Source organism: Baekduia sp. (assembly GCF_035318805.1).
GTDB lineage: Bacteria > Actinomycetota > Thermoleophilia > Solirubrobacterales > Solirubrobacteraceae > Baekduia.
In genome coordinates this window covers 45,171-65,448 of the sequence record NZ_DATHDY010000068.1, presented here as the reverse complement: position 1 = coordinate 65,448, position 20,278 = coordinate 45,171, and the positions used below count along the sequence as shown (strand labels likewise).

Here is a 20,278-nt window from a genome sequence, read left to right as displayed (position 1 = left end):
AAGCGCATCGCCAGGTAGAGGCGGCCGTCGTCCTCGCCGGCGCTGTAGACCGGGATCACGTTGGGGTGGTCGATCGCGGCCGCCGCGCGCGACTCGCGGACGAAGCGCTCGCGGAAGTCCTCGTCGCGCGCGAGCGGCGTGGCGATCAGCTTCAGGGCGACGGGGCGCTCGAGATCGAGCTGCTCGGCGCGGTAGACGACGCCCATCCCGCCGCGACCGGCCACGCCGACGATGCGGTGCCCGGCGAAGACGTCCCCGGCCTGCAGCTCTGTGTCCAGTGGGCTCACGCAGCCGCGACGCTATCGACTGCCTCGGCGATCACGCGCCACCGTCCGATCCGGCCGGGCCAATAGACTCGCCCGCCTCGTGCGCCTCTCCTCTGCCGTCCGCACCGCCGCGTGGGGCGCCGTCGCGGTCGGTGTCGCGGTTCCGCTCATGCGCCGGCGCGCTCACATCCCGCCGCCGGTCGTGACCGCCGCCGCGGCCGCCGTGCCGCTGGCCCTCGGCATCGTGCTGCCGCGGTCCCGCAAGCGCGACGTGCTGCTGTGCGCGATGCAGATGTACGCGTACACGGTGACCTACCAGATGCCCAACGACGACCCGGACGCGCTCGCGCGGCGGGTCCGCGTCGACTACCCGGCGCGGATCGACCGGATCCTGGGCCTCGGCACGATCCCCAACCTGCGGCTGCAGGGCTGGTTCGCCAAGCCCGGGCGGATCCGCAAGCGCGACCAGGTCCTCGTCTGGTCGCACTGGCTCTGGTTCCTGTTCCCGCACGGCACCGTCGCCTACGTCCTGGCCCGGCACCCGGAGCGGTTCCCGCGCACCGCGGTGCTGACCTACGCGGTCTTCGACCTCGGCCTCGTCGGCTACTGGGCCGTCCCGACCGCCCCGCCCTGGTACGCGTCGCTGCACGGCCGGCTGGGCGAGACCGGCGAGGTCGCGGTGCGCCGGATGATGGTCGAGCACGGCGAGGCGTTCTGGAAGGACGGCTGGGAGCCCCTTTACAGTGTCCTGGGAGGCAATCCCTTGGCCGCCATGCCCTCGCTGCACTTCGCGACGTCGCTGATGGCCGCTCACCTCCTCGCGGAGGCCGGGCCGGCCGAAGGCGCGATCGGATGGACCTACGCCCTCACCCTGGGCTTCGCCCTCGTTTACCTGGGCGAGCACTACCTCGTGGACCTGCTGGCGGGCGCCGCGCTCACCGAGGGCGTCCGCGCCGCCGCGCCGCACGTCGCCCCGGCCGTCGGGACCGTCGGGCGCACGCTGCAGGCGCTGGAACGGCGGGCTCGCGCGTGATCGGACCGGATCGGTCCGCCCGCACGGAGCTGCCACGGCCCGAGCGTGATGACCCGCGGGCGCGCGAGCCGGCGGGCCGGCCGCCGCACGACGACGAGGACATCGACGACGACGAGGAGATGCCGCTCGTCAGGATGACGCGGCGCACCGTCGTGTTCGGCGGGCTCTTCGTGGTGCTGTGCATCGTCTTCCTGACCGCGGTGCTGCCGCAGCTCGCCGGACTCGGCGACACGTGGAAGCAGGTCCGGGAGGGCGATCCGCTGTGGCTGCTCGTCGCGGGCCTGTTCACCGCGCTGTCGTTCGCCGGCTACGTGCTGCTCTTCCAGGGCGTCTACGTACGCGACGGCTTCCGCCTCACGGCGTTCGAGAGCTACCAGATCACCATGGCGGGGCTGGCGGCCACCCGCGTGTTCGCCGCCGGCGGCGCGGGCGGGATCGCGCTGACGGCGTGGGCGCTGCGCCGCGCCGGGATGCCCAAGCGCGCGGTGGCCGACCAGACGCTCGCCTTCCTCGTGCTGACCTACGGCGTGTACATGGCCGCCGTGGTCATCGGCGGCTTCGGCCTGTACTTCGGGATCCTGCCGGGCTCGCAGGACTGGGCGATCACGCTGCTGCCGGCGATCATCGGCATCGTGGCGTTCGCGCTCGCGCTGCTGGCGTCGCTGACGCCGACCGACCTGCAGAAGCGCCTCGACGGCTACGCGCAGCGCCACGGCCGCTGGGCGCAGGTCGCCCAGAAGGCGGCCAACCTGCCGGCCGCGATCTCGTCGGGCATCCGGATCTCGGTGCAGCACGTGCGCAGCGGCGACCCGGCGCTGGCCGGCTCGATCGCCTACTGGGGCTTCAACATCGCGATCCTCTGGGCCTCGTTCAAGGCGTTCGGCGAGGCGCCGCCATGGGCCGTGATCGTCATGGGCTACTTCGTCGGCATGCTCGCCAACCTGCTGCCGCTGCCCGGTGGCGTGGGCGGGGTCGACGGTGGGATGATCGGCGCGTTCGTCGCCTTCGGCGGCGAGTCGCGGGACTCGATCGTCGTGGCCGTGCTCACCTACCGCCTGTTCGCCTTCTATCTGCCGACGATCCCGGGTGCGGTCGCCTACTTCCAGCTGCGACGCACGGTGGCGCGCTGGAAGGAGGAGCGGGCGGCGCGGAGGGCGGCCGTCCAGGCCGCACACGGCTAGCCTCTGCCCGCACGTAACGGACGTCCGGCGGCGGGTACTATACAAAGTAAAGTGACTCAGGATCGGAAGGACAACGGCATGGCCGACGTCGAGAACGTGATCATCATCGGAAGTGGACCCGCGGGGTACACGGCCGCGCTGTACACCTCCCGCGCGAACCTCAACCCGCTGGTGATCGAGGGCTTCATGTGGGGCGGGCTGCTCCAGCAGACCACCGACGTGGAGAACTACCCGGGCTTCCCGGACGGGATCATGGGCCCCGAGCTCATGACGAAGTTCCGCGACCAGGCGGAGAAGTTCGGCTCGAAGTTCATCACCGACCAGGCCACGGCGGTCGAGCTCTCCGACGAGCCCGGCGGCGTCCACACGGTCCACGTCGGCTCCGACGTCTACCGGGCGCGCACCGTCGTCCTGGCGATGGGGGCCGAGCACAAGAAGCTCGGCGTGCCCGGCGAGGAGGAGCTCAGCGGCGCCGGCGTCAGCTACTGCGCCACGTGTGACGCGGCGTTCTTCAAGGACCAGGTGATCATGGTCGTGGGCGGCGGCGACTCCGCGATGGAGGAGGCGATGTTCCTGGCCAAGTTCGGCCGCAAGGTCGTCCTCGTCCACCGTCGCGACGAGTTCCGCGCGTCGAAGATCATGCTCGAGCGCGCCCGCGCCATGGAGAACATCGAGTTCAAGACCCCGTACGCGCCCACGGCGTTCCTCGAGGGCGACGGAGCCTTCAAGCGCATCGCGCGCCTACGGCACTCCGAGACGGGCGAGAGCGAGGACGTCGAGATCGGCGGCGCGTTCATCGCCATCGGCCACATGCCGCAGTCCGAGATCATCGCCGGTCAGATCGAGACCGACGAGGAGGGCTACGTCAAGGTCGACGGGCGCTCCACCCGGACCAACAAGCCCGGCGTCTTCGCCGCCGGCGACCTCGTCGACCACACCTACCGCCAGGCGATCACGGCCGCCGGCTCCGGCACGCAGGCCGCGCTCGACGCCGAGTGGTACCTGCGCGACACGCCCGAGGTGCCGACCCCCGAGGGCCTGCCCGTGGGCGACCTCGCGAAGGCGCAGTGGGCGGCGCCGCGGGCGACCTGATCAGAGCACGGTGAAGGTCAGGACGTTGCGGCCGGTGACGGGGAGATCCTTGAACTTGTTCTCGTCGGTCGCGACGACCTCCAGCTTGTAGACGCCCGCCGGCAGGGTCATCGCGAAGCTGTAGCTGAAGGCGTCGCGCAGGTCGGTCAGGTCGGCCTCGAACCACATGCCGTACCTGACTCCGCACTTGGCAGTCTCCAGCCGCAAGGTGCGACTGTCCCACGTGGTGCAGCGCTTGACCGTCTTGTAGCGCTTCTTCTTGGTCTTGATCTTGGTCTTGATCAGCACGCGGGAGGTGGTCACGCGCGTGAGCCGCAGCTTGACGTCGCCGACCCGGTTGGGGTCGAGGTCGATCGTGCCCTTGACCTGGCCCGGGCCCTTCTTCTTCTTGAACTTCTGCTTGTGCTTGATGTTGGTGACGTGCGACACCGGGCCGGTCGTGTCGGCGGTGCCGCAGAAGCCGTCGTGGCCGTTGGTCGCGCACGGAGACGGCTCGTAGTTGATCTCGGGCGGCGCCTGGTACTTCACGCTGCCGCAGAAGCCGTCGTTGCCCTCCGACGCGCAGAGGTTGACGCGAGCGGGCGCGCGTGAGCCATCGCCCTTGGTGACGATGATCTTGTGCGGTCCGTACTCGGTGAACGCGGTGCCGATCTGGCCGGGGAGCACGCCGGTGGGCTGCGAGACGGACGTGCGGCCCTCGTCGGTCGTGACGGTGGCGCCCGTGGGACCGAGGTTGGCGATCGTGCGCACGACGACGGGCGCGCCGCGGCCGGGCACGGTCTGCTCGGCGATGTCGTACGGGCCGCCATCGCGGACCCGTGCATAGAGCGGGGTGTCCCAGTAGCAGCCGGCCGTCTTGCCCGGCGCGCACGCCTGGTAGAGCAGGACCTCGGAGCCGATCGGGACGTTGCTCGTGCACGCCTCGTCGGCGGTCATCGGCGCCTGGTCGACGTACAGCCGCCAGGTCCACGCCGCCGGGACGGCGGCCAGGCCCTTGACCGACGTCACCTTCCAGGCGCTGGAGGCCGCGTCGTAGGTGAAGCCGACCTGACCGGCGCCGAGCGCCTGGACCAGCGCGGCCGCTGGGCTCGTGGCCGCGCACGACGCGGTCTTCAGCAGGAGCGGGTCGCTCGGATCGGGGGCGCTGATCACCACGTCGCCGGGCGTGTCGACCGCGACCCGCGTCACGAACGCGCCGCTGGCGATCGAGCCCATGTTCTTGGTCTCGACGCGCACCACCGACGGGTGGGCGGCCGCAGTGGAGCACACGACGAGCGTCGTGGCCAGGACGGCGAGCATCGCCGTGAGCGTCCGTGCGTGATGACCCATGATCTCCCCTGGTCGCCTCGGGACAAGGCGACTCGACGGGCGCGAGCCTATCCGAGGTCGATGGCCGATTGCCACCCCTCGGAAGGACGGGGTTCAGCGCCGGGCGCGCGGGTGCGTGCGGGCCTTCGGCTTGGCCTTGGCCTTGGCCTTGGCCTTCGTCGTCGCCTTGACCTTCGGCTTCGCGCTGGCCTTGATCGCGACGCTCCGCGCCGCGGGCGCTGCCGCCGCGACCGGCTCGGGCGCGCTCACGCACTCCGGGATCGGCCGCATATAGGTGAAGAACATGATGTCGTCGGGATCCTCGACGTGGTCGTGGCCGGCGAGGTGGCCGAGCTCGTGGACGACGACCGAGCACAGCTTGGGCCAGTCCCAGTCGACGCCGCTGGCGAGCGTCACGGCGCAGTCGCCGTTGCGCGACGGCTGGAGGTAGGGATCGACGTCGTTGGTCCACGAGGCCTCCGCGTTGATCCCGGCGCTGAGGGCACCCCAGGTCAACGTCACGCGGCCGCCGCACGGCGCGAAGCCCCAGCGCTCGGTCGCGAGGCCGGTCGCCGTTCGCAGCGCGGCGCCGCCGGCCGGCCAGCGCGTGGCGGGGGCGACGAGGGGGCCGTCCTCGGCCAGGGCGGTCCCGGCGCCGCCGGCGACGGCCAGCAGCGCGAGGCCCGCGGCGACGAGGAGGCGCGCGGCGCGCCGCGGCGATGAGAGGGGAGAGCCGTCCATGGCGAGGTCCGGGGCATCCGTGCCCCGCTCCGGTTCATCGGCGCCTCAGCCGTTCGGATGAGGCGGTTGTGGCCGGTTTGGCCATATTCCGGACCGGTCCGCGCGCGGACGTTCGTCCACTGGGATCCCGGTACGCCATGCGGCACAGGCGCGTTCGACGCGCCAGATTTTGGCATCTTGCTTTTCCACCCGATCTGGGGGTACGATCGCCTCCGTCTTAGGGAGGAGAGGGGTCTACTTGTCAGCCATGGATGTGCTCACCCGTCCGCTGGGTCCCGTTGCCGAGGCGGCGCGCCGCCTGCGCGGCGTCCAGCGCGCGATGACGCGTCTGTCGAGCCTCGACTCGGTCGCGCGGCTGGTGTCCGCGGCGCCGCGCGAGGCCTGCAAGGCCGTCGGCTTCGAGCGGGCGATGCTCTCGCACATCCGGGGTGACCGCGTCAGCTTCGCCAGCGTCAGCTTCGAGGGCGATCCGATCATGGCCGCCGACTTCGCGCGGCTGGCCCGCGCGGTGCGCCCGCGGCTGGATCGCTGCGCGCCCGAGCACGAGGCCGTGGTGCGCCAGATGCCCGTGCTCGTCCGCGAGGCGCAGTCGGCCACGGGGCTGTTCCGCCCGCTCACGCACGTCGCGCGGACCGAGACCTACGTCGTCGCCCCGATCGTGCGCGACGGCCATACCGTGGCGCTCCTGCACGCCGACGCGTACGGCACCGGCCGGCTCCTCGACGAGCTCGACCGCGAGCTGCTCTGGACCTTCGCCACGGGCGTCGGCTGGGCGATGGACGACATCACGCATCGCGGCCAGCGCCGGGCGCTCGGCGGCGCGGACGGCGAGGCCGAGCCGCTGCTCAACGACGGGCGCCTCGGCGGCGCCGAGCTCGAGGGCGAGCTCCTGGGCACGGGCGGCCGCCTCGGCACGCTCACCGCGCGCGAGCAGGAGGTGCTGCACCTCATGGCGGAGGGCGCGTCCAACGCGTCGATCGGCGAGTCGCTCGTCATCTCCCAGGCGACGGTCAAGTCGCACGTGCGCCACATCCTGCGCAAGCTGGGCGCCGCCAACCGGACCGAGGCCGTGAGCCTCTTCCTGGCGACCGGCCGGCGGCCCAGCGCCGCCGCGGCTACTTCTTTTTCTTCTTGACGGTCCGGTGCTGCTTGTAGGCGCTGACCTGGTAGGGCTCCAGGTCGGCGGCCACGGCCGTGGGATCGTCGGCGTCGACGGCTTCGGCTGACTCGACGGCGATGTAGTAGGTCCCGGTGGCGCTCGCGGTGATCTCCAGCTGCGGGTCGTTGGACAGGCCGCCCGTCGCCACCAGGCGGTTCTCGTCGAGGCCCTCCGAGACGTCGAAGTCCCCCGCGCGGGGACCGAGGATCGCCAGCTCCAGCAGCGCCGTCGGATCGGCCGCGGCGACCGTGACGACCATCCGTTCGCGCTTGGTCAGCTGGACGCGATAGACGTCGGACGGGTCCTTGGCCGGGCTGACGCTGCCGTTGGCCTTGAAGCGCAGCTTCGTCTTGGTCAGCAGCGACGGGTGCGCCTTGGCGTACGGTCCGCGCACCCAGAAGGGATCGTCGTCGACCTCCGGGCTGGTCTCCTTGGGCTGCGGCGCGGCCGACAGCGCGGTGGCGACGTTCAGGATGCCGTAGCCGCTGTCGTCATCGCGGCCGATCTGGCCGATGTCGGTGCCCGCGCGACGGATCAGCTCGAAGTACTGCTGGACGGTCAGGCCCGGGCGCCGCGCCGTCACCAGCGCCGCGGCCGCGCCGAGCGAGGGCGCCGCGAAGGACGAGCCGGTCGAGAAGCCGAACCCGTGGACGCAGAGGGCGGAGGGCAGCGGCCCCTCGATGCCCTCGGCCGGGACCAGGAGGTCGAGCCACGGCCCCGTGTTGACCGCCGCCGATCGCGACGGCGTCGCGGTCGCCGCGCCGGCGACCAGCACGTGGGGCAGTGCGGCGGGGATCGTCGGCGTGTTGACCGCCGTGTCGTCGCCCATGGCGGCGACGACGAGGACGCCCTTGGCGAACGCCGCGTCGACGGCGTGGGCCACCATGGCGACATCGTCCTCGCTCGCGCCGGCCAGCGGCCCAGAGCCGCCGACGACGATCACGCCGGCGCCCCTGGCGACCGCGAGCGCGATGCCCTTGGCGACGCCGCCGGCGCTCGAGGCGCGGTTGGCGTCGAAGATCCGGATCGGCAGGATCGGGCTGGCCGGCGCGACGCCGAGCACCCCCGGCCCGGAAGCCGCCGCGAGGCCGGCGACCTCGGTCCCGTGCCCGCTGGGATCGTCGGAGACCGGTGCGCCGGTGAGCGCGTCGTAGCCCTGGCCGACGCGGCCGGCGAGCTGGGGCACCGACGGGTCGACGCCGGTGTCGAGGATCGCGATCGGCCGGGTCGCCACCGCACCGACGCCGAGCGCGCCGACGACGCGCGGGACGTAGTTGCCGTCGTCGGGCGCCGGAACGCAGTAGCCGGCGGTCGGGACGGTCATGGACCACCCGGCCGCCTCCGCGAGCGTGGGGCACGCAGAGGCGGTGAGGGCGGCCGCGACCGTCAGCGCGATCGCGGCGCGGCCCATCGCTACCCGATGGCCACGTTCACCATGAGGTTGGTGCTCACGATGATCGGCAGCGGGATGACCAGCGCGGTGTTGTTGCACGGCGACGTCGGCGAGCCCGGTGACAGGCAGGCCTGCACGTCCAGCGGATCGGGCGCCGAGACCAGGTTGAGCTTTGCCAGGCCGAGCCCCTTCACGATCTTCCCCTTGAGGAAGAACGTCTGGGTGAACTCGGTGTAGCCCGTCGTGATGTACGGCTGGTCGCAGCCGTCGTCGTCGTTGCGCAGCTCCAGTGGCAGCTGGATCTTCGTGTACGCGGTCGCCGTCACCGTGCCCGACGTCTGCACCGTGCTGATGCTCTGGCGCGTGGGGTCGAGGTTGACGTTGGTCGGCGTCCCCGTCCGGATGGCTGCCGACACCTGACCGCCGTGGCAGTCGTCGTCGATGAAGACGTTGGTCTGGCCGAGCAGCAGGTTGCCGCGCGTCAAACTGATCTGGTTGTCCTGGTTGAGCTTGTAGCCGCCGGGGATGAAGCCGGTCAGCGTGCCCGTGATCGGGGCGACGCGCTGGAAGGCGCCGAAGTCGAGGTTGGCCACGGAGTTGGCCAGCAGCGTGACCTTGACCGGCGTGCCCGCCGAGCTCGAGTTCGAGATCTTGCATTTCTCGAAGACGTAGACCCGGACCTTCTTCTTGGTCTTGACCAGCTTGTTGCCCTTCTTGACCGTCACGGTCTTCTTGACCGTCTTGTAGACCGGCTGGCGGACCGTGACGTAGAAGGCCTTGCCGGTCCGGACCTTCTTCTTCTTGCCCTTGACCGTGACCGTCTTGTAGTGGTACCGCTTCTCCTTCTTGGTCTTCGTCCGGACGCACTGCCGCGTGCAGCTGGTCTTCAGCTTGCGCCGGGCCTTGACGATGACCTTGCGGTACTTCTTGGTGCCCTTGATCTTCTTGTAGGCGTACTTGTAGTAGTTCTCGTAGACGTCGACGAGCTTGCTGCCCTTCTGGATCTGCGCCACGCAGGTGGTGGCGGCGATCGAGGCGGCGGGGGCCGACGAGGAGGCCTTGAGGCTGGTGGGCGCGGCGCTGACGCTGCCGGCGACCACGGTGAAGGCGAGGCCGGTGATCGCGGCCATGCGCAGAAGGATTCGGCAACCCTGGCGGTGCGACGACGTCGTGTCGTGGTGCTGCGTGAACATCCGTTCGCTCTCTCTCCCGGAGAATTTCGACCCTGCCGGCGGGGCGGGCCCCGGTCTCTCGACCGGGGCCCGATCCATCCGCTGCTTCGGAACTGCGGTGCTGGCTGAGCGCCTAGGGGGTCACGTCGCCGACGAGGATGTCGAGCGAGATGTTCTGGACGTTCAGGTCAGCGGCGACCGAGACGGACGAGCCGCTGTTGGTCACCGTGTAGCCGTCCGCCGGAACCGCCGGGGCGAGCTGGCTGACGCTGTCGGGCGTCAGTGCGCTGTCGCGCACCAGGGCGCTCGGCGCGTCGTTGCAGCTCGCACCCGGGGCGGCACGCTGCGCCTGCGTGTTGGCAGGCAGAGCGCTGTCGGGGACGAACGGCGGAGCCGCGATCGGCGACGGAATCGCCGACGCCGCGGTGTCCGATGCCAGCTGCTCAGCGTCGAAGCCCGAGTACGGGGCCAGGCAGGCGGCGACCGCGAAGCGGGCCTCCGAGCCGGGCAGCGACGAAACCGTCGCCTTCGCGATGCGGAGCTTGCCGCTGGACGTGATGCCCGGGGCGATCTTCAGGTTGCCGGCAAGCCGGATCGAGGGAATGTAGTTGTCAATCCCTCCGGTCCAGATCTGACGGCAGTTGAAGATGCCGGCGGGGTACCGGTTGCCGGTGACCAGCGGCGTGCCGAACGAGTCCTGATCGACCACACGCAGGATCGAGTTGATCCGGGTCTTCAGGGAGACGGTCACGTCGATGCCGAAGCCCTTGCCCGGGATGTTCCCGAACAGGTTGGCCTGGCCACCGGACTTGCCGATGACGATGTTCTGCGAACCGCTGACGCCGTCGGTGTTGTTGTCCTGCTTGATCTCGGTGCCGACCGCCGCGACGCCGAGCTTCAGCGCGTTGGTGCGCAGGACGGTGTCCTGCGTGCTCGGGGGCTGCGTGAAGCCGCCGGGCGTGGACTGCGCCGTGTACGGGAACGGGTTCGGGTTGCCGCCGACGTTCAGATCGTTGCCCGCGGCCTTGCCGGCGACGACCTTGTCGATGGAGTCAACGCCCGGACGGATCGGGAGGTAGCTGTCCGGCGTCTGGGTCGGCGTCAACGGCTGTGCGCCGAAGAACGGGTAACCCGGGAGACCGGCGCCCGCGTTCAGGATGCCCTCGCCGAAGTCGAGGTGGTCGGGACCCAGCGTGCTGGTCGTCGCGCTGGTGAAGTTCCCACAACCGGACCCACCCGGCATCGCGGCCGCGGGAACGCCGGCCCCGACCAGGGAGTTGTAATCGAACCGCGAGCCCGGGCTGGACACCTGCGTGTTCCAGAGCAGCGGGATCGAGGTCGAATCCAGGGAGTGGTTCGCGGAGGGCAGGATCGCGAGATCCACGTTGCCCAGCGCACCACCGTCGTAGGAGTCGTGGAACGTGAGCTCCGCCGACAGCGAGCCGCCGAGGTTGATCTCACGCTGACCGAGCGACGCGCCGAGGTCGACCAGGGCCGAGTTCGGGTTGGCGGCGGTCTTGCCACCACGGAGGGCGATCGTGACCGGCAGCTTGAAGTTCACCAGCGACGCGCGCTTGACGAACGACTTCCGGTTGATGACCGCCGGGTTCTTCTTGATTTCCTTCTTGAGCTGCGTGCGGACAGCGGCACGCTGCTTCGCTGAGAGCTTCTTCGCGGACGCCGGGCCGGCAAGAACGCCGACCGCCAGAGCGGCAACCGCGAGGAGCCCGAGGTAGCGCCAAAGGCTACTTCTAAGGGACACCAGTCCTCCTCCTTGATGATTTGACCTTCCCCTGCGCCTCTCGTGCTGCTCTCCCGGTTCCTCCCTGGAGCCGGACTCCCGCAGCACGAGGGGCGACCGTAGAGGGGGCCCGTCACCCGGGGCATCCACCCGAAGGCTGATCTTCGTCATCCCAAAGGGTGAAATCCGGTTCAGGAATGCAGGAACCGGGCGATGGGCGCGACGGATGCCCTGGAAATCCGGGGCAAACTGCGGTTACAGTCGCGCACCCCACCGCTGGTACCCGCGTGGAGACGGGTGCCGCGCAACGGAACGCAGGGATGCGCGACGTGCCCGGACCGAGACCTTCTCGCCAGCCCCTGCTGGCGCTGCTGGCTGCGACCTCGCTGGTCGCCGGCATCCTCGTCGTGCCCGCGGCGGCGGGGGCGAGCGCCAAGCCGGCCTCCGCTGCCGCCAAGCAGCGCGAGCGCGAGCGCCGCTCGCTGCGCGCGCAGGCGGCCAAGCAGCCAACCATCACCCTCAAGTCGAGCTTCATCCGCCGCGCCCAAGCAGCCTCCTCGGTGCTCCCGTTCACCCTCCGGCTGCGGCGCCCGTACGAGGGCGGGCCGGGCGACGACGCCGTCTCGCTCGCGTGGGATCCCAGCGCCACGCCGTGGCCGCTTCCCGGCACCGCGCCGGCCCCGACGCCCGCCGTCACGAACCTCGACGGCGCGCTCACCTACCAGTGGGACTACGGCGCCGACACCAGCGGCTACGCGACGCTGGGCACCGTCGAGACGCACATCGGCGGCGGGGTATCGCTGGTCGGCACGGGCTTCCCCATGGCCACGCCCGAGGGGTCGACCTGCACCTCGCTGGCCTCGCTGAGCGCGACGGGGATCTCGCTCACCGCGGCCGGGGCGCGGTTCGGGACCGTCAACCCGTTCTCGGGCGAGGTCAACGGCACGATCAGCCTGCGGACGACGATCCGCACCAAGGCGGTCCCGTGCTCGGGGACGCTCACGCCCGAGACCGCGGTCGCGACGACCACGGGCGCCGACCCGCCGCTGCCCGTGGCGTTCTCCGGGCGGTTCACGGTCAGCCCGTCGGTGATGGCCGACGGCCGCGTGCGCTTCGGCGTCCTGCGGATCTTCGACACCCCGTCCACGCCGCAGCGCAGCACCTTCGGGCTCATGCACGCCTGCACGGACCCGACGGCCGCCGACGGCTGCGCCCGGCGGGCGTTCCCGGTGCGGACCAAGGTGCTGAGCATGGTCGCCGACGTCCTGGCCGGCGACGCGATGCCCGGCCCGCCGCCGGCGCCGCCCGAGCCCGCCGCGCCGCTGCCGGCCCCGGAACCCACGCCGCCCGACCCCGCGCCGGCCGCGCCCGCCGGTCCGTAGGTGCGCCCACCGCCCCTGAACGCGACCAGGATCCTGGTCGTCGTCGCGTTCTCCCTCACCTGCTTCGGCCTGTTCCTGTTCCTCTGGAACGCGTTCGGCGGCGACGCGCCGCTCAAGCCCAAGGGCTACCGGGTCACGGTCGCGCTGCCGCAGGCCGACCTGCTCTCCACGCAGGCCGACGTCCGGATCTCGGGCGTCACGGTCGGGCGCGTGGTCAGCTCCCCGCGCAACGCCTCGGCGGCCGACCCGAACCGCAAGGACGCGCTGCTGGAGATCGATCCCGAGTACGCGCCGCTGCACGGCGACGTCCGGGCGATCGTCCGGATGAAGTCGCTGGCCGGAGAGGAGTACCTCGAGCTGACGCCGGGCACGCCCGCGACGCCCGCGATCCCCGACGGCGGGCGGTTGCCGGGCGCCAACGTCGCCGCGTCGGTGAAGATCGACGAGGTGCTGCGGGCGTTCGACCCCGCCACGCGGCGGGCGTTCGGGACCTGGGTGCAGGAGCAGGGCGCGTCGTTCAGCGGCCGCGGCGCCGACGTCAACCAGGCGCTCGGCGCGCTCCCCGCGTTCGAGCAGGACCTCACCGAGGTGCTCGCCACGCTCAACCGCCAGACGCGGGCGGTGCGCGCGGCGGTGCGCAGCACGGGCACCGTCTTCGACGCCCTGAGCGAACGCGACGGTGCGCTGCGCGGCCTGATCGTCAACGGCGAGCGGGTGACCGACGTGCTCGCCCGTCGCGGCGACGCGATCGCCGCGACGTTCCGCGCGCTGCCCACCTTCGAGGACGAGTCGCGCCGGCTGCTGGAGCGGGCCGACCGCTTCCGGCTCGACACCGATCCCGTGCTGACGGCGCTGCGTCCCGGCTTCCGCGACTTCAGCGCCGCGGCGGTCGAGCTGCCCGGCACCGCGAAGGAGCTCAACGGGCTGGTCCAGCGCGTGCCGGCCCTCAACGCCGCGGGCGAGCGCGGCCTGCCCGCCGCGCGGACGTTTGTCGACGAGGCGCGCCCGCTGCTGGCGCAGTTCGTGCCGTTCCTGGGCCAGCTGCAGCCGGCGCTGGCCTACATCGGACCCAACGCCGACACGCTCAACACGCTGGTGGCCAACCTGGCCGCGCTGACCCAGCCGGTCGCCGCCGGCTACGGCAGCCAGGGCGAGGGCGTGCACTACCTCCGCGCGGGGATGGCCCTGCAGCCCGACGGCCTCGCGCTCTATCCGCGCCGCCAGCCCGACAACCGGTCCAACCCCTATGACTCGGGCGCCGCGCGGTTCGGCGCCGCCCAGCCCTACACGGTCTTCGACGACCGCCATTGCTCCCAGCCGCTGACGTTCCCGAAGCTGGGGCCGGCCGACGCCGACGCCAAGCTGCCCGCCGAGCTGATGGACCGCATCCGCCACTTCGTGCTCAACGACGACCAGCCGATCGCCCCGCCCTGCCTGCTGCAGAAGACCCCGGGCTCCGCGTTCCCCCAGGTCGCCGCCCTGTCCCAGACCCCCAGAGGAGCTCCATGACCCGCCTGACCCGCCGCCTCGTCGTGGCCTGCGCCGCCGCCACGGCCCTCGCCGCGCTCGGGGCGCCGGCCGCGCTGGCGGCCGACCACACCCAGCGCCTGGACATCGGCGCCGAGCTCGTCCGCCAGCAGGCGGGCGGCAAGCCGTGGATCGTGAACCTGTCGATCGGGGCCGAGCTGGGGATGAGCGACGGCTCGGTGCCGGCGCCGATCAGCCACATGCGCTTCTCCTTCACGCGCGGCGCGAAGGTGCACCCCGACGCGTTCGCCACGTGCGCCAAGCAGGTCCTCGACGAGCACCACCCGTCGCAGTGCCCGTCGACGTCGGTGCTGGGCACCGGCACGGCGGTGGTCAACGCGCTGGAGACCGTGATCCCGGCGACGCTCAAGGTGTTCAACGGCCCGGCGACCAAGTCCGGTCGCAAGCTCTTCATCTACGCCAACGCGCTGGGCACCGTGACGGTGCTGCTGGAGGGCACGCTGAAGAAGAGCACGGGCCGTTACGGTTGGGTGCTCGACGTGCCGGTCGAGAAGATCCAGATCGTCGGCGACCAGTACGCGTCGATCACGGGCTTCTCGGTGAGCGTCGGCGGGATCGGCCGCAAGGGCGTGCCGTTCATCGAGGCGCCGACGTCCTGCGCCAAGCCGGGCTGGCCGTTCCTGGGCGAGTTCGACTACAGCGACGGATCGTCGGGCTCGTCCTCGGCGATCATCAACTGCCTGCTGAAGGCCACCAACAACGACTGATCCCGGCAGAGAGCGAAGGGACTGCGACGCCCGCGGCGAAACATTGCTTAATGCGCGAGGACCGAAACTCCGCGCCGGTTCTCGCGTAGAAGGAGATAGACATGCCGCCCTCCCACACCTTCCAGTACCCCAAGGTCACCCCGCTCGCCGTGCCGGCGCCGCCCAAGCCCGCGACGCCCAAGAGCGCCGCGCCCCGCCCGCAGCGGTAGGAGCGCCCGCAGCGGTAGGCCCGCCGGTCGCCTAGAAGGCAATGCCCTCCAGGCGCAGGAGCGCTTCCTTGCGATGCATCCCGCCGGTGTAGCCGGTGAGCTTGCCGCTCGTGCCGATCACGCGATGGCACGGAACGACGATCGGGATCGGGTTGGCGCCCAGCGCGCGCCCCGCCGCCCGCGACGCCTTGGCGTTGCCCGCCTGCGCGGCGACCTGCCCGTAGGTGGCGGTGTGGCCGAACGGGATCGCCGCGGTGGCCTGCAGCACGCGCCTGCCGAAGTCCGAGTACAGCGTCCAGTCGATCGGGAAGTCGAACGCCTCGCGGCGGCCCGCGAAGTACTCCTCCAGCTCGCGGCGCACGGCGTCCAGGCGCGCGGGCGCCTCGAGGATCCGCGGGCTCAGCCGGGCGGCCAGGCTGTCGAGCACCTCGTCCAACCCGCCGTTGAAGTCCTCGTAGGCGAGGCGGACCAGGCCCTGCGGGGTGACGGCCGCGACCAGCGCGCCGACCGGCGAGTCGACGACGGCGTAGGCGACGTCGGGCTCGGCGAGCGCGGCGAAGCGCGCGGCGGCGGCGGCCGCGTCGGCGGGGTCGAACGGGGGTGGGCGAAGGGCGGTCATGGGGTGGGGCTCATCTCGAGTCGGAGCTTCTTGAGGCCCTCGTGGGCGGAGCGCCGGGCGGCCTCCTCGGAGCAGTCCAGCGCGATCGCGACCTCGGCGTGGCTGAGGTCTGCGGCGTAGCGCAGCAGCAGGGCGGCCCGTTGCTTGGGCGGCAGATCCCGCACGCGCGCCCACGTCTCGTCGTCGCGCAGCGGCGCGTCGTGCACCGCGACCTGCGGGACGTCGGGCACCGGGATCGCGTTCCTGGCGCGGGCGCGGTGGTGGTCGAGCGCCTTGCGGTGCGCGATCGTCAGGACCCAGGCCCGCAGGTTGGAGCCGGCCCGCAGCCGCGGATAGGCGTTCATCGCCGCCAGGAAGGTCTCCTGGAAGCAGTCGTCGGCGGCGTCCCGGCCCACGGACGCGACGAGGAACCGCCACACGGGCTCTCGCTGCTCGTCGAGGAAGCGCTGGAACGGGATCACTGCACGCACAACGCTACGCGGGCGCGCGGCGTGAGATCAGGCGATGACGAGCGCGACGACGTTGATCGACGCGATGCCGAGCATCACGAACCCGAGGATCCGCCACCGGTGCGGCGGCGTGCCGTCGGTGGCCTTCGAGGGATCCTCCTCCAGACGCTTGGCCTGCAGGAGGAAGAGCGCTGCCAGCAGCAACCACAGCACGGTGAGGGCCGCGGCGAACCCATTCATGATCGATCGTCCTTCGGCTCGTGGAACACGGCGTCGACGTTGTAGCCGTCAGGATCCCGCACGACGGTGCTCATGGCTCCCCATGGTCGTGCTCGAAGTGCTCGTGCTCGTGGAAGCCCGTGATGCGGCGCAGGAGGGGTGCGGTGCGGTAGCGCTCCTCGCCGTACTCCTCGCGGAGTCCGTCGAGGATCATCACCACGTGGTCGAGGCTGATCAGGTCCGCCCAGGCCAGCGGGCCCTGCGGGTAGTTCATCCCGAGCTGCATCCCGGCGTCGACGTCCGCGGCGGTGCCGACGCCCTCGCCGACCGCGAACGCGCACTCGTTGACGACCTGGGCGAGGATCCGGCCGAGGACCAGGCCGGGCGCGTCGGCGACCCACACCGTGCGGTGGCCGAGCGCGGCGAAGAACTGCTCGGCGCGCTGCGCGGCGACGTCGGCGGTCGCGGGCGTGCGCGTCAGCTCGACGATGCCCAGCGGCGAGAGCGCGTGGAAGCCCGCGGCGGCGCCTCCCTGGTCCAGCGCCTGGAGCGCGCCCTCGGCGCACAGCAGCACCCGCGGCGCGCCCTGCAACGGCGGGGCATCCTCCTCCGACGGTCCGCACTCCACGATCAGCCACGGCACTTCGCCGTCGGCGTCCTCGGCGACGTCGAAGCCGGCGTCGGCCGCCAGCTCGCGCAGCTCGTCGGCGATCGGCAGGAACCCGCTGATCAGCACGAGGCCCTCGGCGTCGGTGGCTGGCTCGGGCGCCGGCGGGTCGGCCGGGCGGTGGGGTTCGCCATTGTTGTAGGTGTACCAGCCCCGGCCGACCTTGCGGCCGAGCCGGCCGGCGTCGACCATCTGCGCGCTCAGCGGCGACGGGCGCCAGCGCGGCTCACCGAAGCTGAGCGTGTGAAACGACTTGGAGACCTCGAAGCCGACGTCGATGCCCACGAGGTCCTGCAGCTCGAACGGACCCATCCGGAAGCCCGCCGCGCGGACGATCGCGTCGATCGTCTCGACGTCGGCGATGCGCTCCTGCAGCAGCCGCAGCGCCTCCAGCCCGAACGGCCGGTTGCAGCGGTTGACGAGGAAGCCCGGCCCGTCGGCGGCGTCGATCACGCGCCGGCCCATCGCCTCGCCTGCGGCGCGCGCCACGGCCAGCGCCTCGTCCGAGGACTCCAGGCCCGCGATGAGCTCCACCAGCCGCATGAGCGGCGCGGGGTTGAAGAAGTGCAGGCCCACGACGCGCGTCGGGTCGGCCGCGGCGCGCGCGATCGCGGTGATCGGGATCGACGAGGTGTTGGACGCCAGGACGGCGGTCGGCGCGATCCGCGACAGCTCCGCGAACAGCTCGTGCTTGAGCTCCAGGCGCTCGGGCGCCGCCTCGACGATCAGCTCGCATCCCGCGAGGCCGGGGAGCGTCGTGGCGACCTCCAGTCGCGCGCCGATCTCGGTCGCGTCGCCGGGCAGCCGGCCCTTGGCCACCAACTTCGCGATCCCGGCGCGCGCGGCGTCCGCGCCTGTGGCGGCGGCGCCCTCCACCGGGTCGAACAGCAGCGTCCGCGCACCCGACTGGGCGGCCAGCTGCGCGATCCCCGATCCCATCGTCCCGGCGCCGACGACGCCGATCACCTGCGGTGCGCTCATGGCGTCAGCTTGACGATGACCTCGCTCGGGCGCTTGGTCGTATGGCCGAGGACGTCGGTGGCGCGCACCAGCAGGCGGTAGGTCCCGGGTCCGCGATGGAGCGTGCCCTCGAACGCGCCGGACTTGGTGACGTCCTGCCAGCGCGGGCGCTCCCGGCCCTGGACCCACGCCACGGAGATCGCGCGGATGCCGGTCTGGTCGACGGTGGCGAGCGTCGTGTCGATCTGGTTCGCGGTGACGGTGCGCGGCCGGTCGCGGCGCAGCGCGACGAGGCGCCCGTGGGCGTCGGAGAGGACCGACTCGGGCGCCTCGCGGTCGTCGGCGGCGCGGAAGGGCTGTCGCGGCGCGGGCGTCCACCACGCCGGCGCGCCGAACGCCGCGCCCGCCAGCCCCTGCTCGGTCGCCGCCACCGGCTGCGGCGGGCGGTGGCCGGCGAGGTCGATCACCGCTCCCCGGGCCTTGGCGTCGTTGAGTGTGCCGACCAGCAGGCGCGCGCCGTTGCGCGAGAACGCGATCGGCATGCGCCCGGCGCCGGCGACGGCCCGCAGGCCTCCGCCCACGTAGTCCACCATGTACACCGGCCCGCCGGGCTGCGTGAGCGCATAGGCGCTGCCGTCGGGGGCGGAGACCGCGTCGAGGCGGCCGACCGCGGCGACGCGCCGCAGCCGGCTGCCGTCCGGCCGGACGTCCCAGAGGTCGCCGCCGCCCTCGAACCGGATGCGCGAGCCGTCGGCGAGGTAGTGCGGATCGGTGTCGGCGTGGTCGGGGCCGGCGGCCGCGACGAGCCGGCGCGCGCCGCTGCCGTCGGCGGCGACGGTCCAGACGTCGCTGCCGCGCAGCGTGGCGCGGAGGAACGCCAGGTGCGTGCCGTCAGGCGACCAGCTCGGCATGAGGTCGCCGAAGAACCCGGGGGCCTGCGCTTCGGCCTCGGTGGTGGCCACCGGGGTGGTGGTCAGCACCGCGGGCGAGGAGCCGTCGGCGCCGGCGATGCCCAGGCCGTCGGGTGGCGACATCCGCGTGAAGGCCAGCCGCGTCCCGTCCGGCGACCACGACGGCCACTCGCCGCGGGGCAGGACGACCTGCGGCGCGGCGGCGAGGTCGCCCGCGACGACCGTGATGCCCGCGCTCGTGCCGAACGCGATCTTGTCGCCGGCGCCGGCCGCGTGGGCGGCGCCCGCCGGCGCGGCCGCGGCGAGCACGAGCGCCGCGACCGCCGCCCCACGGCGTGCGCTCACGCCGGCACCAGCGCGTTGATCCCCGTCTCGGCCCGCCCGATGATCAGCTTCTGGATCTGCGACGTGCCCTCGTAGAGCGTTGTCACGCGCACGTCGCGGAAGTGGCGCTCCACGGGGTGATCGTCGGCGTAGCCGGCGCCGCCGTGCAGCTGGATCGCCTCGTTGGCACACCAGACCGCCGCCTCCGAGGCGTACAACTTGGCGATCGACGTCTCGGTCGTGTTCGGTTGGCCCGTGTCCTTCAGCCAACCGGCGCGCCACACCAGCAGCCGCGCCGCGTCGGTCCGCACGCGCATCTCGGCGATCATCGCCTGCACCAGCTGGAAGGACGCGATCGGGCGACCGAACTGCTCGCGCTCCTTGGCGTACTTGACCGACTCCTCCAGGCAGGCGCGGCAGACGCCGACGCAGCCGGCGGCCACCGAGAAGCGCCCGGAGTCCAGCGCGGTCATCGCCACGCGGAAGCCGTTGCCGACCTCGCCGAGCACGGCGTCGTCGGCGGCGAAGACGTCGTCGAGCTGGATCTCCGCCGTGTCGGAGCCGTGCAGGCCCATCTTGTGCTCGATCGGCGACGGCCGGAAGCCCTCCTGATCGGTGTCGACGAGGAAGCAGGCGACGCCCTTGTGCTGATCGGTCCCACCCACCCCGGTCTGCGCGAAGATCAGCGCGACCCCGGCGTGGTTGCCGAGCGAGATCCACATCTTGGACCCGTTGATGCGCCAGCCGCCGTCGACCTTGACCGCGCGCGTCTTCTGGTTGGCCGCGTCGGCGCCGGTGTCGGGCTCGGTCAGCCCGAAGCACCCCAACATCTCCCCGGAGCAGAGCTTGGGAAGGTACCGCTGCTTCTGCTCCTCTGTTCCGAACTTCACGATCGTCGAGCACACCAGCGAGGTCTGCACCGAGATCACCGTGCGCATGGAGCTGTCGCCGCGCCCGACCTCCTCGACCACCAGGCCGTAGGTCCGGTAGTCGAGGCCCGCGCCGCCGTACTCGCGACCGACGATCGCGCCCAGATAGCCCTGGTCGGCGATCTTCCGCACGAGGTCCAGATCGAAGTGGTGATCGCGCGAGTTCTGCTTCGCGGCCGGCACCACCTCGTTGTCGGTGAACTCGCGCGCGGTGGCGCGGATGAGCTCCTGCTCATCGGTCAGGCTGAAGTCCATGGCGCGGACCGTA

19 protein-coding genes are annotated in these 20,278 nt (G+C 72.0%); 7 read left to right on the top strand and 12 right to left on the bottom strand.

Annotated elements, in window-relative coordinates:
* On the bottom strand, positions 1 to 287 hold a 287-nt coding region (locus tag VK501_RS16210; RefSeq protein WP_414641187.1), incomplete at its 3' end, for a protein kinase domain-containing protein.
* Positions 288 to 366: 79 nt separating this feature from the next.
* Here VK501_RS16210 and VK501_RS16205 point away from each other — a divergent pair.
* The 3 genes from VK501_RS16205 to trxB all read left to right on the top strand — a co-directional run bounded on the left by VK501_RS16205 (position 367) and on the right by trxB (position 3,572).
* Positions 367 to 1,299, top strand: coding sequence for a phosphatase PAP2 family protein (locus tag VK501_RS16205; RefSeq protein ID WP_324339087.1), 933 nt, complete (start codon positions 367 to 369; stop codon positions 1,297 to 1,299).
* The gene (locus VK501_RS16200; protein WP_324339085.1) at positions 1,296 to 2,480 is read left to right on the top strand and encodes a lysylphosphatidylglycerol synthase transmembrane domain-containing protein; all 1,185 of its coding nucleotides are present in this window, start codon (positions 1,296 to 1,298) and stop codon (positions 2,478 to 2,480) included. Before VK501_RS16205 ends, VK501_RS16200 begins: the two co-directional genes overlap by 4 nt.
* Positions 2,481 to 2,558: 78 nt before the next feature.
* Complete coding sequence (gene trxB, locus VK501_RS16195; protein ID WP_324339083.1) at positions 2,559 to 3,572, top strand: thioredoxin-disulfide reductase; 1,014 nt, start codon at positions 2,559 to 2,561, stop codon at positions 3,570 to 3,572.
* Here the strand turns inward: trxB and VK501_RS16190 are convergent, their stop codons facing one another.
* Together VK501_RS16190 and VK501_RS16185 are read right to left on the bottom strand one after the other, a co-directional pair.
* Positions 3,573 to 4,901, bottom strand: a complete 1,329-nt coding sequence (locus VK501_RS16190) for a hypothetical protein (protein WP_324339081.1) — start codon at positions 4,899 to 4,901, stop codon at positions 3,573 to 3,575. It lies immediately after the preceding gene.
* Positions 4,902 to 4,994: 93 nt separating this feature from the next.
* Positions 4,995 to 5,621, bottom strand: coding sequence for a matrixin family metalloprotease (locus VK501_RS16185; protein WP_324339079.1), 627 nt, complete (start codon positions 5,619 to 5,621; stop codon positions 4,995 to 4,997).
* A 247-nt stretch (positions 5,622 to 5,868) separates the two neighbouring features.
* Between VK501_RS16185 and VK501_RS16180 the strand changes: the two genes are divergently transcribed.
* The gene (locus tag VK501_RS16180; protein ID WP_324339077.1) at positions 5,869 to 6,756 is read left to right on the top strand and encodes a helix-turn-helix transcriptional regulator; all 888 of its coding nucleotides are present in this window, start codon (positions 5,869 to 5,871) and stop codon (positions 6,754 to 6,756) included.
* Here the strand turns inward: VK501_RS16180 and VK501_RS16175 are convergent.
* From VK501_RS16175 to VK501_RS16165, 3 genes are all read right to left on the bottom strand, one after another.
* Positions 6,737 to 8,191 (bottom strand): S8 family serine peptidase, encoded by a 1,455-nt coding sequence (locus tag VK501_RS16175; protein ID WP_324339075.1) that lies wholly within the window; start codon positions 8,189 to 8,191, stop codon positions 6,737 to 6,739. The genes VK501_RS16180 and VK501_RS16175 overlap by 20 nt on opposite strands.
* A 2-nt stretch (positions 8,192 to 8,193) precedes the next feature.
* On the bottom strand, positions 8,194 to 9,303 hold the full coding sequence (locus VK501_RS16170) for a hypothetical protein (RefSeq protein WP_324339073.1): 1,110 nt from the start codon (positions 9,301 to 9,303) through the stop codon (positions 8,194 to 8,196).
* 175 nt (positions 9,304 to 9,478) lie between these two features.
* On the bottom strand, positions 9,479 to 11,257 hold the full coding sequence (locus VK501_RS16165; protein ID WP_324339072.1) for a hypothetical protein: 1,779 nt from the start codon (positions 11,255 to 11,257) through the stop codon (positions 9,479 to 9,481).
* A gap of 158 nt (positions 11,258 to 11,415) precedes the next feature.
* On the opposite strand from VK501_RS16165, the gene VK501_RS16160 reads away from it, so the two are divergent.
* The 3 genes from VK501_RS16160 to VK501_RS16150 are packed head-to-tail and all read left to right on the top strand — an operon-like array spanning position 11,416 to position 14,723.
* On the top strand, positions 11,416 to 12,468 hold the full coding sequence (locus VK501_RS16160; protein ID WP_324339070.1) for a hypothetical protein: 1,053 nt from the start codon (positions 11,416 to 11,418) through the stop codon (positions 12,466 to 12,468).
* Positions 12,469 to 13,977, top strand: a complete 1,509-nt coding sequence (locus tag VK501_RS16155; RefSeq protein ID WP_324339068.1) for an MlaD family protein — start codon at positions 12,469 to 12,471, stop codon at positions 13,975 to 13,977.
* Entirely contained in the window at positions 13,974 to 14,723 is a 750-nt protein-coding gene (locus tag VK501_RS16150) for a hypothetical protein (protein WP_324339066.1), read from the top strand. The genes VK501_RS16155 and VK501_RS16150 overlap by 4 nt, the downstream gene beginning before the upstream one ends.
* A 240-nt stretch (positions 14,724 to 14,963) precedes the next feature.
* Here the strand turns inward: VK501_RS16150 and VK501_RS16145 are convergent, their stop codons facing one another.
* The 6 genes from VK501_RS16145 to VK501_RS16120 form a co-directional block, all read right to left on the bottom strand.
* Positions 14,964 to 15,551 (bottom strand): methylated-DNA--[protein]-cysteine S-methyltransferase, encoded by a 588-nt coding sequence (locus VK501_RS16145; RefSeq protein ID WP_324339063.1) that lies wholly within the window; start codon positions 15,549 to 15,551, stop codon positions 14,964 to 14,966.
* On the bottom strand, positions 15,548 to 16,012 hold the full coding sequence (locus VK501_RS16140; RefSeq protein ID WP_324339061.1) for an RNA polymerase sigma factor: 465 nt from the start codon (positions 16,010 to 16,012) through the stop codon (positions 15,548 to 15,550). The genes VK501_RS16145 and VK501_RS16140 overlap by 4 nt, the downstream gene beginning before the upstream one ends.
* A 36-nt stretch (positions 16,013 to 16,048) precedes the next feature.
* Positions 16,049 to 16,240: a hypothetical protein gene (locus VK501_RS16135; RefSeq protein ID WP_324339059.1), complete on the bottom strand. Its 192-nt coding sequence runs from the start codon at positions 16,238 to 16,240 to the stop codon at positions 16,049 to 16,051.
* 70 nt (positions 16,241 to 16,310) lie between these two features.
* Positions 16,311 to 17,867: a 3-hydroxyacyl-CoA dehydrogenase NAD-binding domain-containing protein gene (locus VK501_RS16130; RefSeq protein ID WP_324339057.1), complete on the bottom strand. Its 1,557-nt coding sequence runs from the start codon at positions 17,865 to 17,867 to the stop codon at positions 16,311 to 16,313.
* On the bottom strand, positions 17,864 to 19,102 hold the full coding sequence (locus VK501_RS16125) for a hypothetical protein (protein WP_324339055.1): 1,239 nt from the start codon (positions 19,100 to 19,102) through the stop codon (positions 17,864 to 17,866). Before VK501_RS16125 ends, VK501_RS16130 begins: the two co-directional genes overlap by 4 nt.
* Positions 19,099 to 20,265 carry an acyl-CoA dehydrogenase family protein gene (locus tag VK501_RS16120; protein WP_324339053.1) on the bottom strand — a complete coding sequence of 389 codons (1,167 nt, stop codon included), beginning with the start codon at positions 20,263 to 20,265 and terminating at the stop codon, positions 19,099 to 19,101. The genes VK501_RS16125 and VK501_RS16120 overlap by 4 nt, the downstream gene beginning before the upstream one ends.
* Positions 20,266 to 20,278: the final 13 nt, after the last annotated feature.